At 72.3% G+C, this 15621-nt stretch carries 16 protein-coding genes; 5 read left to right on the top strand and 11 right to left on the bottom strand.

Features of this window, described 5'->3' with window-relative positions:
* Nucleotides 1-2: 2 nt before the first annotated feature.
* Nucleotides 3-1205, bottom strand: a complete 1203-nt coding sequence (locus tag ABD329_RS09690) for a cytochrome P450 (RefSeq protein ID WP_344316226.1) — start codon at nucleotides 1203-1205, stop codon at nucleotides 3-5.
* Between the two features lie 86 nt (nucleotides 1206-1291).
* Between ABD329_RS09690 and ABD329_RS09685 the strand changes: the two genes are divergently transcribed.
* Nucleotides 1292-2167, top strand: a complete 876-nt coding sequence (locus tag ABD329_RS09685) for a helix-turn-helix transcriptional regulator (protein WP_198277596.1) — start codon at nucleotides 1292-1294, stop codon at nucleotides 2165-2167.
* Between the two features lie 5 nt (nucleotides 2168-2172).
* Entirely contained in the window at nucleotides 2173-3033 is an 861-nt protein-coding gene (locus tag ABD329_RS09680; protein ID WP_198277610.1) for an oxidoreductase, read from the top strand.
* 4 nt (nucleotides 3034-3037) lie between these two features.
* On the opposite strand, the gene ABD329_RS09675 is transcribed toward ABD329_RS09680, so the two are convergent.
* Together ABD329_RS09675 and ABD329_RS09670 are read right to left on the bottom strand one after the other, a co-directional pair.
* Nucleotides 3038-3376 carry a hypothetical protein gene (locus ABD329_RS09675; RefSeq protein ID WP_198277597.1) on the bottom strand — a complete coding sequence of 113 codons (339 nt, stop codon included), beginning with the start codon at nucleotides 3374-3376 and terminating at the stop codon, nucleotides 3038-3040.
* The gene (locus ABD329_RS09670; RefSeq protein ID WP_198277598.1) at nucleotides 3369-4316 is read right to left on the bottom strand and encodes a sigma-70 family RNA polymerase sigma factor; all 948 of its coding nucleotides are present in this window, start codon (nucleotides 4314-4316) and stop codon (nucleotides 3369-3371) included. Before ABD329_RS09670 ends, ABD329_RS09675 begins: the two co-directional genes overlap by 8 nt.
* A gap of 87 nt (nucleotides 4317-4403) precedes the next feature.
* On the opposite strand from ABD329_RS09670, the gene ABD329_RS09665 reads away from it, so the two are divergent.
* Nucleotides 4404-5531, top strand: coding sequence for an alkene reductase (locus ABD329_RS09665; RefSeq protein WP_198277599.1), 1128 nt, complete (start codon nucleotides 4404-4406; stop codon nucleotides 5529-5531).
* On the opposite strand, the gene ABD329_RS09660 is transcribed toward ABD329_RS09665, so the two are convergent.
* From ABD329_RS09660 to ABD329_RS09645, 4 genes are all read right to left on the bottom strand, one after another.
* Nucleotides 5521-6357: an undecaprenyl-diphosphate phosphatase gene (locus ABD329_RS09660; RefSeq protein ID WP_198277600.1), complete on the bottom strand. Its 837-nt coding sequence runs from the start codon at nucleotides 6355-6357 to the stop codon at nucleotides 5521-5523. The two genes, ABD329_RS09665 and ABD329_RS09660, sit on opposite strands and share 11 nt — an antisense overlap.
* Before the next feature lie 173 nt (nucleotides 6358-6530).
* Nucleotides 6531-6932, bottom strand: coding sequence for an SseB family protein (locus tag ABD329_RS09655; RefSeq protein WP_037964666.1), 402 nt, complete (start codon nucleotides 6930-6932; stop codon nucleotides 6531-6533).
* 160 nt (nucleotides 6933-7092) lie between these two features.
* Nucleotides 7093-8598 (bottom strand): glycerol kinase GlpK, encoded by a 1506-nt coding sequence (gene glpK, locus ABD329_RS09650; RefSeq protein WP_198277601.1) that lies wholly within the window; start codon nucleotides 8596-8598, stop codon nucleotides 7093-7095.
* A gap of 46 nt (nucleotides 8599-8644) precedes the next feature.
* Nucleotides 8645-9412, bottom strand: coding sequence for an IclR family transcriptional regulator (locus tag ABD329_RS09645; protein WP_198277602.1), 768 nt, complete (start codon nucleotides 9410-9412; stop codon nucleotides 8645-8647).
* 192 nt (nucleotides 9413-9604) lie between these two features.
* Here ABD329_RS09645 and ABD329_RS09640 point away from each other — a divergent pair, with 192 nt between their 5' ends.
* Nucleotides 9605-10231: an ATP-binding protein gene (locus ABD329_RS09640; protein WP_309142739.1), complete on the top strand. Its 627-nt coding sequence runs from the start codon at nucleotides 9605-9607 to the stop codon at nucleotides 10229-10231.
* On the opposite strand, the gene ABD329_RS09635 is transcribed toward ABD329_RS09640, so the two are convergent.
* The 4 genes from ABD329_RS09635 to ABD329_RS09620 form a co-directional block, all read right to left on the bottom strand.
* Nucleotides 10228-11484, bottom strand: coding sequence for a cytochrome P450 (locus ABD329_RS09635; RefSeq protein WP_198277603.1), 1257 nt, complete (start codon nucleotides 11482-11484; stop codon nucleotides 10228-10230). The two genes, ABD329_RS09640 and ABD329_RS09635, sit on opposite strands and share 4 nt — an antisense overlap.
* A gap of 83 nt (nucleotides 11485-11567) precedes the next feature.
* Entirely contained in the window at nucleotides 11568-11771 is a 204-nt protein-coding gene (locus ABD329_RS09630; protein WP_306420123.1) for a hypothetical protein, read from the bottom strand.
* 320 nt (nucleotides 11772-12091) lie between these two features.
* Nucleotides 12092-13378 carry an MFS transporter gene (locus tag ABD329_RS09625; protein WP_198277604.1) on the bottom strand — a complete coding sequence of 429 codons (1287 nt, stop codon included), beginning with the start codon at nucleotides 13376-13378 and terminating at the stop codon, nucleotides 12092-12094.
* A 5-nt stretch (nucleotides 13379-13383) separates the two neighbouring features.
* Nucleotides 13384-14286: a LysR substrate-binding domain-containing protein gene (locus ABD329_RS09620; protein WP_198277605.1), complete on the bottom strand. Its 903-nt coding sequence runs from the start codon at nucleotides 14284-14286 to the stop codon at nucleotides 13384-13386.
* Nucleotides 14287-14437: 151 nt separating this feature from the next.
* On the opposite strand from ABD329_RS09620, the gene ABD329_RS09615 reads away from it, so the two are divergent.
* Complete coding sequence (locus tag ABD329_RS09615) at nucleotides 14438-15616, top strand: L-talarate/galactarate dehydratase (RefSeq protein ID WP_198277606.1); 1179 nt, start codon at nucleotides 14438-14440, stop codon at nucleotides 15614-15616.
* Nucleotides 15617-15621: the final 5 nt, after the last annotated feature.

Genomic DNA, 15621 nt, shown 5'->3' with positions numbered 1-15621 from the left:
GGTCAGGTCCGTCCGGTGCACACCACTGCCAAGCCGCGCAGCTCATAGCTGTCGATGCCGTCCTTGAAGCCGACCTTGGGCGGGGCGGCCATACGGATGCCGGGCAGGGCGAACAGCCGGCTGAGGAAGACATCCGTCTCCAGGAGCGCGATGGTGGCCCCGGGGCATTTGTGCGCACCGTCCCCGAAGGACAGCCCCGGAGCCCCCGCGCCCCCGGCCATCGGGCGGCCCGGACACAGCCGCTCCGGCCGCTCGCCCACCGTACGGGCGTCGAGGTTGGCGCGGTGCAGCAGGATGTCGATCAACTCCCCCGCCGGGACCGTCACCTCGGCGCCCGGGTCCTGGCCGCCGCCGGGCAGCCGGAGCGGTGCCGTGGTACGGCGGCGGAGCCGGCCGATGACCGGTTCGAGCCGGAGGATCTCCTGGAGGATCGCGATCCGGCCGGGCTCGTCGGCGGCCCGGTACCGCGCCAGCAGGGCGGTGTCGCCGAACAGATGCCACGCGGCCATATTGACGAACTCCCGGGTGGTGACCATGCCCGCGGCGGCGAAGGTGAGGCATTCCCCCAGGATCTCGCCGGACGAACACCCCTCGTCCAGCAGATGGGAGATCAGGTCGTCGCGCCGCCGTCGCCGCCGGGCCCGTACGGCCGGGCGGACATCGCCCCAGTAGACCCGCAGCCAGTTGGCGTTCTGCCGCACCAGCCAGCGGATCCCGTGGAGGCTGGTCAGCCCGGGGGTGCCGAACTTCTCGGGGAAGAACCGCTCCAGCCGCCCCCGGATCCCGGGCCGGCTCTCCGTCAGGCCGATCACGGCACCGGCCACCTCGATGGCCAGATGGAAACTCATATCGGCGAGGTGGCCCCGGCCGGTCTCCCGGACGGTGCCGAGCTGTGCCTCCGCCACCCTGACCATGACCTCGCGGTAGTGCTCGTCGACCCGGCGCGGGGTGAAGAACCGGGCGGTCTGCCGCCGGTCCTCGCGGTGCTCCGGACCGTCCCGGTAGAGCACCGGCCGCCGGAACCGGGACGGCAGCTTCTCCACCGTCTCGACGCCGAGCCCGGCCTGCACGGTGGCCGTGGCGCGCAGTACGGCGCGGGCCTCCTCGTAGCCGGACACCCGCCAGACCCCGTCCGGCCCCCGCCGCACCGGGCAGCCGTCCGCGTCCGGCCCCCGGCCGACCCTGCGCTCCCCGTAGTGGTCCATGGGCGGCACCCCCCGGACCAGGGTAGGAGTAGCGCGGCCACCTTACGAGGCCCTGACCGCGCTTTCCCCGGTCTACGCTCGCTTTCATGGACAGCGAGAACCCTCTGGGGCGCTTTCTGCGCGCCCGCCGTGAACGGGTGCGGCCCGAGGACGTGGACATCCCGCCCGCCGGCCGGCGCCGGGTGGCGGGGCTGCGCCGGGAGGAGGTGGCGCTGCTGGCCGGGGTCAGCACCGACTACTACATACGGCTGGAGCAGGGCCGGGAGCGGCATCCCTCGGCGCAGGTGGTCGAGGCGCTGGCCCGGGCGCTGGTGCTGGAGGAGGACGCGGTCGCCCATCTGCACCGGCTGGCCAGTCCGGCCCCCCGCCGGCGCCGCCCGGCCGCGCGGCGGGAGCGGGTGAGCCCGACCCTGCTGCGGATGATGGAGGGCTGGCCGCGGACCCCGGCCGTGGTCCTGGGGCGCTGTCTGACCGTACTGGCCCACAACACCCTGGGCGGGGCCCTGTTCGACGGCCACACCCACAGCCGGGATCTGGTGCGGCTGGTCTTCCTCGACCCGGACGCGCGGGAGTTCTACCCCGACTGGGACCGGGTGGCGGTCAACACCGTCGCCGGGCTCCGCGCGGCGGCCGGAATCGACGCCGAGGACCCCGAACTGATCGCCGTCGTCGGTGAGCTGTCGCTGAAGAGCGAGACGTTCCGGCGGCTGTGGGCACGCCATGACATCCGCCAGAAGACCCACGAGACCAAGCGCTTCCGGCACCGCCTGGTCGGTGAGCTGACGCTGGAGTACGAGGCACTGACCGTGAACAGCGCCCCCGGTCAGCAGCTCATCGTCTACCAGGCCGAGCCGGACAGCCCGTCCGAGCAGGCGCTGGCCCTGCTGGGCAGCCTCACCGCCGACGTGGTGGAGGCGCCCCACGACCCCATGAGCACCACGACGAAGGACTCCTCCGCATGACCGTCATGACCGTCAACGACTCGCCCGTCTGGTTCATCACCGGCTGTTCCACCGGTCTGGGCCGGGCACTGGCCACCGCCGTCCTCGGCCACGGCCACCGCGCGGTGGTCACCGCCCGCGATCCCCGGCAGGTGGCCGACATCGTCGCCGGCCACGGGGACCGCGCGCTGGCCCTGGCGCTCGACGTCACCGACAAGGACCGGGTGGCGGAGGCGGTGAAGGAGGCGGAAACCGCCTTCGGCCGCGTCGACGTACTCGTCAACAACGCCGGCTACGGCTATCTCGCCGCGCTCGAGGAGGGCGAGGACGAGGAGGTCAGGGCCCTGTTCGACACCAATGTCTTCGGCCTGGTGGACGTCACCCGGGCGGTGCTGCCGGGCATGCGCGCCCGCCGCGCCGGCCACATCGTGAACATCTCCTCCCTCGGCGGCCTGGCCGCCTTCGGCGCCACCGGCTACTACCACGCCACCAAGTTCGCCGTGGAGGGCCTGTCCGAGTCGCTCGCCGCCGAGGTGGCCCCACTGGGCATCAAGGTGACGATCGTCGAGCCCGCCGCCTTCCGCACCAACTGGTCCGGCCCCTCCATGCGCCAGTCCGCCACCACCATCGACGACTACGCCGGGACCGCGGGCGCACGGCGGGCCGGCACCCTCGCCACCTACGGCCACCAGCCCGGCGACCCGGTCCGCGCGAGCGAGGCCATCATCGGCGCGGTGGAGGCGGCGGAACCCCCGCTGCGGCTGCTGCTGGGCAAGGCCGCCTACGACATCGCCCAGGCCCGGCTGGACTCCCTCAGGGCCACCTTCGACACCTGGCGCGAGGTGACCCTCGGCGCCGACTACCCCGCGGCCGCGGCGTCCTCCTAGGGCCTCAGCGACCCCCGCGCCGGCGGCCCCACCGGCGCAGCAGCCCCCGCCGGGCCCGGGGAGCCCGCGGGCCGGAGGACCGGCGGCCGTCCGCCAGGGTGTGGCTCGGCGTCCACTGACCGTCGGGGGAGAGGATCGGCGCCTTGCGCTCCGCCTGCGCCACGATCTCGTGGTGGGAGTCGTACGCGGTCACCCGGAAAGCCTCGTCGTGGGAGGCCAGGGCCGCCCGCAGGGCCGCCCCGGTGGCACCACGGCGCCGGGCGAGGGACGCCACCCAGCCGAGGAAGCCCATGAGCGCGGCGAGCACACCGGCCACGATCAGATACGGCAGTAAATCACCCATGGGCCGAGGCTACGTGAGGCCGTACGTCGTCGAGGAGGCCGAGTTCCAGACGGCTCAGCCGCGCGGGGTCGGCGATCACCTCGTACGCGGCGATCCTCCCGGCCTCGACGGTGACGGTCAGGGCGAGGAGCAGCCGGCCGCGCGGGGCCACGACGACCCCCACGGACCCGTTCACCAGCGCGGGCTCCGCGAACCGCGCCCTCGGCGCGAAACCGGCGGTCTCCTCCGCCACCGCCCGCGCACCGCGGGCCACCGTGGGCACCCCCTCGGGCAGGGCGGCGCGGTCGGCGCGCCGGACCACATCCGGATCCAGCACCGCGAGCAGCGCCGCCAGGTCCCCGCCGCGGGCGGCGGCGAGGAAGGCGTCGACGGTGCGCCGCTGCCGGTCCAGCTCGGCGCGGGGCACCGTCGCGATGCCCCGCACCTTCTGGCGGGCGCGGCTGGCGAGCTTCTTCGCGGCGACCGGTGAGCGCTCCACGATGGGCGCGATCCGGTCGAACGGCACCGCGAACACATCGTGCAGCACAAAGGCGACCCGCTCGGCCGGGCCCAGCGTGTCCAGCACCACGAGCAGCGCCCTGCCGACCGAGTCGGCCAGCACCGCCTCGTCCTCCGGACCGCCGCCGTCCCCGGTCTCCCGGGCCGGCTCGGGCAGCTCCTGGCCGACCGGCTCCTCCCGGCGCGCGGTGCGGGACCGCAGCATGTCCAGGCAGATCCGGGAGACGACCGTCCGCAGCCAGCCGGTCAGGTTCCCGACCGCCTCGGCATCCGCGCGGCTGAGCCGCAGCCATGTCTCCTGCACCGCGTCGTCCGCCTCGCTGGTCGAGCCGAGCATCCGGTAGGCGACCGCCCGCAACTGGCCGCGGTGGGTCTCGAACCGCTCCGCCAGGCCGTCCTGCCGGTGCTCCCGCTGTCCGTCCCCCGCTTTCCGCCCGTCCATCGGTCACCTTTCCGCGCCGCGCTCCGTCACTTCCTCAGACGTAACCACGACGTATCCCACGCGGCAGAGGTGACGAGGAGAGACACCATGACCACCACCTGTTCGACCGTCCTGGACCAGCCGCTGCTGCGCCCCGCGGAGCTGGGGGACCTCCGGCTGCCCAACCGGGTGGTGATGGCGCCCATGACCCGGGCCCGGGCCACGGGCGAGGGGCTGGTCCCGAACGGTATGCACACGGACTACTACGGCCAGCGGGCCGGGGCCGGGCTGATCGTCACCGAGGGGACCTGGGTGAGCGAGCGGGCCATCGGTTTCCCGAACGTCCCCGGTGTCTACAGCGGGGAGCAGATCAGCGGGTGGCGCCGGGTCACCGATGTCGTCCACGCCCTCGGCGGGCGGATCGTGCTCCAGCTGTGGCACACCGGCGCCGCCTCGCACCCCGACCACCTCGGGGGCGCACTTCCGGCCGGTCCGTCGGCGGTCGACCCCCGGGAGCGGACCCACACCCCCGGCGGGCCCAAGGCCACGGTCACCCCGCGGGAGATGACGATCACCGACATCCGGGACACGGTCGCGGAGTACGGCGCGGCCGCGGTGAACGCCCGCCGCGCCGGTTTCGACGGCGTCGAGGTGCACGCCCTGGGCTCGTTCCTGATCCCGCAGTTCCTCAATCCACGGCTGAACCTCCGCCGAGACGCCTACGGCGGCGACCCGGCCGGGCGGCGGCGACTGCTGATGGAGATCGTGGACACGGTGGCCGCGGCCTGGGACGGCCGCCGGGTGGGCGTGCGGCTGTCGCCGTACTGGACCGCCGAGCGGTTCACCGCCGACGAGCGGACGCTCGCCGACTACGACGCGCTGGTGGCGGAGCTGGGCGACCACCCCGTGGCCTATCTGCATCTGCGCGGACCGGCCCCCGCCGCGCCGGGCGCCGCCCCGGACCACGACGCCTTCGCCCGCTACCGGCGCCTCTTCGACGGCCCGCTGATCGCCAACCACGGCTTCGACCGGGAGACCGGCAACGCGGTGATCGGGCCCGGGCTCGCGGACGCCGTCTCCTACGCCACCCACTTCGTGGCAAACCCCGACCTCGTGGCCCGGTTCGCCCTGGACCGCGAGCTGGCGGCGGGCGACCCGGGCACGTACTACACCGGCGGCGCGGGCGGCTATGTCGACTATCCGGCGAGCCGCTGGGGCGATGGCGTCAGGCGTTGAGGGCACCCGCGCCGAGCAGCCCGAACAGCGCCACGCCGATCACGATCCGGTAGATCACGAAGGCGTTGAACGAATGCTTGGCGACGAACTTCAGCAGCCAGGCGATGGAGGCGTAGGCCACGGCGAAGGACACCACCGTGCCCACCGCGAGCGGCATCGTGCCCACGCCACCGCCCATGGCGTCCTTGAGCTCGTAGAGCCCCGCGCCGGTCAGCGACGGAATGCCCAGGAAGAACGAGAGCCGGGTGGCGGCCACCCGGTCCAGACCGAGCATGAGGCCGGTGGCCATCGTGGCGCCCGAGCGGGAGAAGCCGGGGAAGAGCAGCGCGAGGATCTGCGAGGAGCCGATCAGCATCGCGTCCTTGACGCTGGTGTCGTCCTCCCCGCGCTTGTGGCGGCCCATCCGGTCGGCCAGCCACATCAGCCCGCTGCCCACGATCAGCGAGGCGGCCACCACCCACAGGGAGGCGAGCGGGCCCTCGATCAGCGGTTTGGCGGCCAGGCCCACGATCACGATGGGGATCGTGGCGTAGATGACCCACCAGGCGAACTTGTAGTCGTGGTGGTACCGCTCCTCGCGGTTGACCAGCCCGCGCGCCCATGCGGTGACGAAGCGGCTGATGTCGCGGAAGAAGTACAGCAGGACGGCGGCGATGGCGCCGACCTGGATCACCGCGGTGAAGGCCACGACGGACTTGTCGTCCACCGGGATGTCCATCAGCCCCTCAGTGATCTTGAGGTGGCCGGTGGACGATACCGGGAGGAATTCGGTGACCCCCTCCACGATGCCGAGAATGGCGGCCTGTCCGATGTTGATCGCGCTCACGTGGTCCGTCCCGCCGGTCTCTTCCCGTGATCAGTTGTCCACGGGACGGTAGACGATGAGCGGGGACGGTGGCCAATCAGCGAGCGGCCCGCTTCGGCGGGCGGCCCGCCGGGATCGGGCATCGCCGCGGCCCGTGCCCGTACGAGTAAGGGGCACGGGCCGCCGCGGGAGGGTCAGGCGGCCGGGCCGGAGCCGCTGAGCAGGCTCCGCACGCCGGTGGCCGAGAGGGTGACCGCCTCCGGGGCGCCCGCGTCGATGGTCAGCGAGAGCTCTTCGGAGGGCCATCCCTGGGCCAGCGCGCCCAGCGGCACCAGGTGGTACCGCTCGATCTGGGGCAGGGCCTGGTGCATCCGGGCCGGAGTGGTGAAGACCGGTACCAGCTGCGCGCCGTCCTCCTGCTGGAACACGGGCAGGGTCACGGCCTGCGGGTCCGTCTCCTCTCCGGTCTCGGCGGAGGGGAGGAGGACCTCACTGTTGGCAAGGGTGTTCAGCGCCGACTCGTCCGCCCGGTCGGCCGCCAGCTCGCCTAGGGCCTGCTGGGTGGCGGAGACGTTTTCATCGGAAGGGCTGGTCATGATTCCGTCCATGGATCGGGTTTTGGGTCTTCATGGGTTTCTGGGTCCCAGAGCGGCTCGAGTGAACAGCCGCGGCTGGCTCGAATACCCCGCCTCGGGGAACTCACACGTCCCGTTCCGCCTCGATTCCCGCGCGGGCCCTGGAGGAATATGCCCCGGGCTATGACCTGGCCCAGCCCAGCGACCTCTCGACCGCCCGCCGCCAGCTCTCGTACTCCGCCTCCCGGCGCGCGGGGTCCATCGTGGGCATCCACTGGGCCGCGCGGTGCCAGTTGCGGCGCAGCCCCTCCAGATCCGGCCAGTAGCCGGAGGCGAGCCCGGCGGCGTAGGCGGCGCCGAGGGAGACGGTCTCGGAGACCATGGGGCGCACCACGGGCATGTCCAGGACGTCGGCCAGGAACTGCATCAGCAGATTGTTCGAGGTCATCCCGCCGTCCACCTTCAGCTGGCGCAGCGGCCGGGGTGAGTCGGCGTTGACGGCGTCGACCACCTCCCGGGTCTGCCACCCGGTGGCCTCCAGGACGGCCCGGGCCAGATGCCCCTTGGTGATGTACGAGGTGAGCCCGACGATCACCCCGCGCGCGTCGCTGCGCCAGTGCGGGGCGAACAGCCCGGAGAAGGCGGGGACGATATAGCAGCCGCCGTTGTCCTCCACGCCGCGGGCGAGGGTCTCGATCTCCGGGGCGCTGTGGATCAGACCCAGCCGGTCGCGGAACCACTGCACCAGCGAGCCGGTGACGGCGATGGGGCCCTCCAGGGCGTAGACCGGCGGCTCGCCGCCGACCTTGTAGCCCACCGTGGTCAGCAGTCCGTGCCGGGACCGTACGAGCTCGGTGCCGGTGTTGACCAGGAGGAAGCTGCCGGTGCCATAGGTGCACTTCGCCTCGCCGGGGGCGAAGCACGTCTGCCCGAACAGCGCCGCCTGCTGATCGCCGAGGGCCGCGCAGATCGGTACGTCCGGCAGCAGGGCGCGGGCCATGCCGTAGCACTCGGCGGAGGAGCGGATCTCCGGCAGCATCGCCCGGGGCACATCGAAATAGGCCAGCAGTTCATCGTCCCAGGCCAGGCTGCGGATGTTCATCAGCATGGTGCGGCTGGCGTTGGTGGCGTCGGTCAGATGCAGTCCGCCGTCGGGCCCTCCGGTGAGGTTCCAGATCAGCCAGCTCTCCATCGTGCCGAACAGCACTTCGCCGCGGGCCGCGCGCTCGCGCAAGCCGTCGACATGGTCGAACAGCCAGCGCAGCCGGGGCGCGGAGAAGTAGGTCGTGGGCGGAAGACCGCAGCGTTCCAGGAAGAAGTCGTCACCGGTGGTCCGCCGCAGCTCCTCGACATAGCCGCTGGTACGGGTGTCCTGCCAGGTGATGGCGTGGCCGACCGGAACGCCGGTGCGGCGGTCCCAGACCACCGTGGTCTCGCGCTGATTGGCGATGCCGATCGCCGCGATCTGCTCGGGGCGGATCCCCGCGCCCTCCAGGGCCCGGGGGACGACGACACGCCGCAGATGGGACCAGATCTCGGTGGGGTCGTGCTCGGCCCAGCCGGGCCTGGCGAAGTACTGCTCATGTTCCCGCTGGCCGACCGAGACCAGCCGTCCCTGGTGGTCGAAGAGGATGCACCGGGTGGACGTGGTGCCCTGGTCGATGGACATCACATAGCGTTCAACCATGGCCTGGCCTGCCTTCGGGCGGGTTGGAGCAGGGCATGGGGCATCATCACCAGCGGGCCGCGCCGAGATCGCGGGAGATCGCCCGGGCGGCGTCGCGCGTCAGTCCGACCAGCGAGCCATGCGGCCGTCCCTTGCTGTCGCAGAGGCGGTCCACGGCGCCGGATATGCCGACCGCGCCCACCACCAGGCCGCCCTGTCCGCGGATCGGCGCCGCGATGTCCGCCTCGCCCATCATCATTTCCTGTGCCGCGAACGCCCACCCGGTGTCGCGGATCTCGGCCAGCGCCCGGCTCAGCCGCTGGGGGGAGTCGAGCGTGTGCCGGGTGTAGCTCTCCAGTTCGGTTTCCATGAGTGGCTCCACGGGAGTCGCCCCGTACGCCAGCAGGATCTTGCCCAGCGCGCTGGCGTGCAGGGGCAGCAGCGAGCCCACGTCCAGGGTCTGGAAGGTGTCATCGGGCCGGAAGACGTGGTGGACGATGAGGACCTTGCCCTCCAGGGGCACTCCGAGGCGGACCGCCTCACCGCTGCGCGCGGCCAGGGCGTCGGTCCAGTTGGTGGAGCGGGACCGCAGCTCGTTGATGTCGAGATAGCTGGTCCCAAGGTGCAGCAGCGCCGCGCCGAGCTGGTACTTCCCCGTCGCCTTGTCCTGTTCGACGAAGTCGACGCTCTGGAGGGTGCGCAGGATGCCGTGCGCGGTGCCTTTCGCGAGGCCGAGCGAGGCCGCCACCTCGCCCAGACTGAGCCGACCGGACCCCTGGGCGAGCAGCCGCAGGATCGCCGCCGCCCGCTCGATGGACTGCACCGGGCCGGCCATGTCGCGATCGTAGCTCTTCGGCCAGTGGCGCAGCCTGTCGGCGAGGACGCCAAACGTTCGGCAATGCCGACCCGGATTCGTTGACCCCGGCGGTTGGTGCCCATAGCGTCCGTATCGGGACAAGAAGACCAGTATGCCGAAAGGTGACCCGAAGGGTGCCCGGCACACAACCCGTCTTGGAGAGGAGGAGACGTGGCGGAACAACTGAGCCTGCCGACGCCCGGCATCACCGGGCCCGGTATCACCGGGCACGGCGTGATCGGGCAGGCCGCGGGGACCGTCGACCTCACCGACGTCCGTCTCATCGGCTCCCAGGCGCCGGACCCGGACTCCCTGACGGCGTCGGGGGCCGCCCGCGACGAGATCCCGGACCGGCCGTCGGCGGCGATGCGCGAGGAGGCCCGGGACCGGCCCGCGGTGAACGACGCCGGCGACCATGTGCTGCCCGTCCCGCACATCTGCGAGGCCGTCGCCACCGTACGGCGGCGGGCGCACGCGCTGCTGTCCGAATGGGAGCTGCCGGCCGACCGGTTCGACGAGGCGCTCATGGTGATCTCGGAGCTGGTCACCAACGCGATCCTGCACGCCCTGCCCCCGGCCGTGCTGCGGCTGAGCTGGACCGAGTGCGAGGGCGGGACCGGCCTGCGCATCGAGGTCACCGATGGGGGTCCGATCCCCGCCGATCAGCGGGCGGACGAGGAGATCGAGCCCGATGAGCACGGCCGCGGGCTCGGCATCGTCACCGCGCTGTCCTCGCGCCACGGCAGCCACACCTGCCATGAGGGCATCACCTGGTGGGCGGACCTGCCGGCCGCCTAACCGACGGCCCGGTCCCAGGTGACCGGGAGCCGGTGGACTCCGTAGATCAGCATGTCGTGGCGGAGCGGCACCTCGCCGGGCGGCACCGCCAGGCGGAGCGTGGGGAAGCGCCGCAGCAGGGCGGGGTAGGCCGTCCGCATCTCCATCCGCGCCAGATGCTGACCCAGGCACTGGTGAATGCCGTGGCCGAAGGCGATCTGATCGCCCGGCTCGCGGGCGATGTCCAGGGTGTCCGGGACGGTGAACCGCGCGGCGTCCCGGTTGGCCGAGGCCAGCGCCCCGACCACCGTCTCCCCGGCCCGTACCCGCGCCCCGGCGATCTCGAGGTCCTCCCGCGCGACCCGTACGATCCCGAACTGGACGATGGTCAGATACCGCAGCAGCTCCTCGACCGCGTGGTCGATCACCTCGGGCCGCTCGCGCACCCCGCGTGACTGATCGGGGTGGCGCAGCAGCGCGTAGGTGCCCAGGGCCAGCATGTTCGCCGTCGTCTCATGGCCCGCGACGAGCAGCAGCAGCCCCACACCGGTCAGCTCCTCGTCGGTCAGCCCGGCCGCCGTGGCGCTGCCGGGGCCGCCGGGCGCGCCGTGCTCGCCGTTGACGAGACGCGAGAGCAGCGCCTCGTCCGGCCGCCGCCGCTTGGCATCGATCAGCCCCCGCATGTACTCCCACAGCGCGTCCCGGGCCGCGTACACCTCCTCCTCGCGCTGGCCGAGCCGGAGCAGCACGGTGGCCCACCGCTGGAAATCGGCCCGGTCCTCGTACTCCACCCCCAGCAGCTCGCAGATCACCAGCGACGGGATCGGCTGGGCGAACGACGTCACCAGGTCGGCCGGGGGACCGGCGCGCTCCATCGCGGCCAGGTGGTCCTCGACGATCTCCTCGATCCGCGGTTGCAGCCCCCGCAGCCCCCGGGCGGTGAACCACTTGCTCAGCAGCCGCCGGTAGCGGGTGTGCTCGGGTGGGTCCATGCCGATGAACGAGCCCAGCATCCGGCGGTCGTCCGGGCGGACCGGGAACGCGTGAACCGGTGAGGAGGTCCGGCGGCGGTCCGAGCTGAAGCGGTCGTCCGCCAGCAGCCGCGTCACGTCCTCGTGGCGGGTGAGCAGCCAGCCCACCTTGCCGTCCGGGAACGCCAGCCGACTGGCCCCGCCGTCCTCCCGCAGCGCCGCGTAGGCGGCGGGCGGATCGAAGGGGCACTCGCGATGTCGGGGCAGCGGCGCCGGAGCCGCCGCGCGTGATGTGACGGACACGGAAACGCTCCCTTCGAAGGCGAACCGAGTCCCTCCCTTTCGAGCGTAGCTCCGCACGGTGGGGCGGGCGACGCGACCGGGGGCTACGGCAACCGGCCGTCACCACGGGTGGTTTCCCCGGCCGACGCCGCATCGAGCGCCGCCCGCCGGAGGAGCCGGGGAACCGTCCGGTGGTGGATCGGCGCGGCCAGGGCCCACAGCGGGCGGCCGGCGGGCCGGTCGAACCGTACGAAGGTCGCCCACAGGACCCTCGTGTCCTCGACGGCCACGACGTTGTGCGCGGCCACCAGCGGGGAGCGGTCAGGGTCAGCGAGTGGTCCGCCGCGTCCGAGACCGTCCACCCCAGGACATGGCGCGGCGAGGTCCTGGGGCCCAGCCGGAGGCCGAGCCCCAACGTCCAGCTCAGCACCAGAAACCGCCGCAGGGGAGCGGGAGTGCCCTCGAAGACGGCCCGGGCCCACTGCTCGGCGGTCAGGGGCCCGGCCCGTGGCACCGGTAAGGCGAACGCCGAGGCGTAGTGGGCGCCCGCGAGATCGTCACGGGCCGCCAGCGTCCCGGGCCCCGCGACGCGTCGTACGCGAGGAGTGGCCATGGGAAGAGCTCCGTTTCATGACGTGGCCGGTGCTTCCCGACGTGGTCGGGCCGGTGCGGACGCCGGAAGGTCGCGGGAGCGCCGGATGGGGGAGAAGAGCAGGATCAGCCCGGCGAGCGGGATCCCCGCCGTGGTGATCCACATGGCGGCCCGGAGGCCCAGCGCGGTGCCGAGCGCACCGCCGAGGAGGGCTCCGAGGGGCAGCGTTCCATAGCTGACGAACGCCGATGAGGCGGTGAGCCGGCCGAGCAGCTCCGGCGGGCAATAGCGCTGCTGGAAGCTCGCCTTGATGACATTGCCGGCCACCACACCGGCGGTGACGCAGAAACCGCCCGCCACGAACAGCACGACCCACGGTCCCTCGGCAGTCATCGGCATGAGCAGCGCGCCCACGGCCAGCCCCAGCTCGAACAGGAGCGTCGCCCGCGCGTCGCCGACCCGGGCGGCCACCCGGCGTGCGCAGAACGCCCCGGCGACGCCGCCGAGGCTGACGGCCGCGATGAGCCCACCGACCAGCCCGGGGGACAGGCCGACGGTCCCAACCAGGAAGACCACCCGGATCGACTGGTATCCCATCAGCGCCAGGTTGGACGCGGCCGCGAAGAGCGTCAGGGTGCGCAGCCACCGGTCGTGGGCGATCAGCCGCAGCCCCTCGGCCACCTCGCGGGCCAGCGTCCGGGGCGGGCGCTCGGCCACCGGGACGCGCGGTTCGCGGAAGCCGATGCCGGTCAGGCAGGCGAGGGAGACCAGAAACGTCGCCGCGTTGACGAACATCCCGTTCACCGCGCCCGCCAGCTGTGCGATCAGACCGGCGGAACCCTGGCCGGCGATCTGCGCCGCGGAGGCGCTGCCGTGCAGTTTGGCGTTGCCCTCGGGCTGGTCCTCGGGGTCCAGGAGGCCGGCGAGATAGGCGCTGTAGGCGGTCTGGAAGAACACCGCGGCCGTACCCGTCAACAGGGCGACGGTCAGCAGGAGTCCGATGCTCAGCAGACCGCACCAGGCGGCCACCGGGACGCTCGCGAACAGCATCAGCGAGACCGCCGCGGCGGCCATCATGACCGGCCGTCGGCGCCACCGGTCCACCCAGGCCCCCGCCGGAAGGCCGATGACCAGCCAGGGGGCCCAGCTCGCGGCCGTCAGCAGGCCGACCTCGAAGGTGTCCGCGTGCAAGGTGGTGACCGCGATCAGTGGCATCGCCACTCCGGTGACGGCCGCTCCGTACTTCCCGGCGGTCTCACCGCACCACAGCAGCCGGAAGTCACGGTGGCGCCGCAGCAGGCCACCGGAGGTTCTGTGCGTCACGGCGGTCAGGCTCCTTGGGCGGGGAGAAGGGCGGCCGAGTGGCGGAGCAGTGCGTGCAGGGCCGGGTTGTCGTTGTTCTTGCGCCACACGAGGTTGAGTTCCACCGGCTCCGGAGTGGTGAGCTCCACCGATTTGAAGGCGATGTTCGGGTAGCGCGGCCGGGCGGCGGTCTCCGGGACCAGGGCCACGCCCCAGCCGCCGTTCACCAGCGCCAGGATGGTGTGGACCTGGCTCAGGTACTGGGAGAAGACCGGGGTGGCGTGGGCGGCGCGGAAGATGCTGATGAGCAGCTCGTTGAAGTAGCGCGCCTCGATGGGCGAGTACATCAGCAGCTCCTGCCCGTCGAAGTCGGCCACCTTCAGCGGCCCTTCGCCCGCCGCCAGCGGATGCCCGGTCGGCAGGGCGGCCAGCAGCCGCTCCCGGGCCGCGGGCCGGGAGCGCAGATCGGGGCCGGTGACCGAGGGCCGCACCAGGCCCAGGTCCAGGCTCTGCTCGGTGACGGCCTCCAACTGGTCACGGGTGACCATCTCGCGCAGGGTGATCTCCGCGCCCGGCATGGTCGCACGGGCGATCTCCAGCAGTGTGCCCAGTACGGAGTGGGCGCTGGCCGCCGTGAAGCCGATGGCGATGCTCCCCGCCTCGCCCGTGGCCACCTGCTGGGCGGCGAGCGCGGCGTGCTCGGACTGGCGCAGGATGCGGCGGGCCTCGGTGAGGAAGGCGCGTCCCGCGGGGGTGAGCCGCACCGAACGGTTGGTGCGCTCCAGCAACTGGACCCGCAACTCGGTCTCCAGCAGCTGGATCTGGCGGCTCAGCGGCGGCTGGGTCATCTTCAGCCGCTCCGCGGCCCGGGTGAAATGCAGCTCCTCGGCGACCGTCACAAAGCTGGTGAGTTGCATGAGCGTGAACAACGATGCTCTCCCGGTATCAACGCATGCCAATTTTAAGTTAGACGTAGATCGTCTGGCGACCTTAGCTTGCAAAGGAGCTCGTCGGCCGCCCGGGGCGGTTCCGACGACATCCACTCGCCCCGCATACGGGCCCCACACACAGGGACAACACGTGGTGACCACATCGCATACGGCAACGCACGCCGCGCAGCAGGCAGGTGAGGCAACCCTCGACCGGGTCTCCTGGATCCGAGTGTCCTCGGTCGTCCTTCCCCTGGCCACTCCCATCAGCGACGCCAAGGTGCTCACCGGGCGCCAGAAGCCGATGACGGAAGTGGCCTTCCTCTTCGTCGAACTCGCCACCGAGGAGGGGCACGAGGGCATCGGCTTCAGCTACTCCAAGCGCGCGGGAGGGCCCGGCCAGTTCGCCCACGCCCAGGAGATCGCGCCCACCCTGCTCGGCGAGGACCCCAGCGACATCGCCAAGATCTGGACGAAACTGGTGTGGGCCGGCGCCTCAGTGGGACGCAGCGGGTTGTCCACCCAGGCGATCGCGGCCTTCGACATCGCCCTGTGGGACCTCAAGGCCAAGCGGGCCGGGCTGCCGCTGGCCAAGCTGCTGGGCGCCCACCGCGACAGCGTCCGCTGCTACAACACCTCCGGTGGCTTTCTGCACACGCCGACCGAGCAGCTGCTGGAGAACGCGACGGCCTCCCTGGCCAGTGGAATCGGCGGTATCAAGATCAAGGTGGGCCAGCCGGACGGCAAGGAGGACCTGCGCCGGCTGACCGCCGTACGGGAGCACCTGGGCGATGACGTACCGCTCATGGTGGACGCCAACCAGCAGTGGGACCGGCCCACCGCACAGCGCATGGGTCGCGCCTTCGAGGAGTTCGGCCTGGTCTGGATCGAGGAGCCGCTGGACGCCTATGACGCGGCCGGCCACGCGGCCCTCGCCGCCTCGCTGGACACCTCCGTGGCCACCGGGGAGATGCTGGCCAGCGTGGCCGAACACTGGGAGCTGATACGCCACAACGCGGCGGACATCATTCAGCCCGACGCACCGCGCATCGGTGGCATCACCCAGTTCCTCAAGCTGGCCACCCTCGCCGAGCAGCACCATCTCCAGCTCGCCCCGCACTTCGCGATGGAGATCCACCTCCATCTGGCGGCCGCCTATCCGCAGGAGCCGTGGGTGGAGCACTTCGACTGGCTGGAGCCGCTGTTCAACGAGCGGCTGGAGATCCGCGACGGCCGGATGCGGGTGTCCGCACGGCCCGGTCTCGGCATCACCCTCAGCGAGCAGGCCCGCGCCTGGACGGGCGCCGAGGCGGAGTTCGGCGCCCGATAGGCCCG

The sequence above is a fragment of the Streptomyces javensis genome (assembly GCF_039525925.1).
Classification (GTDB): domain Bacteria; phylum Actinomycetota; class Actinomycetes; order Streptomycetales; family Streptomycetaceae; genus Streptomyces; species Streptomyces asiaticus.
This window is presented reverse-complemented; position numbering and strand designations above follow the sequence as displayed.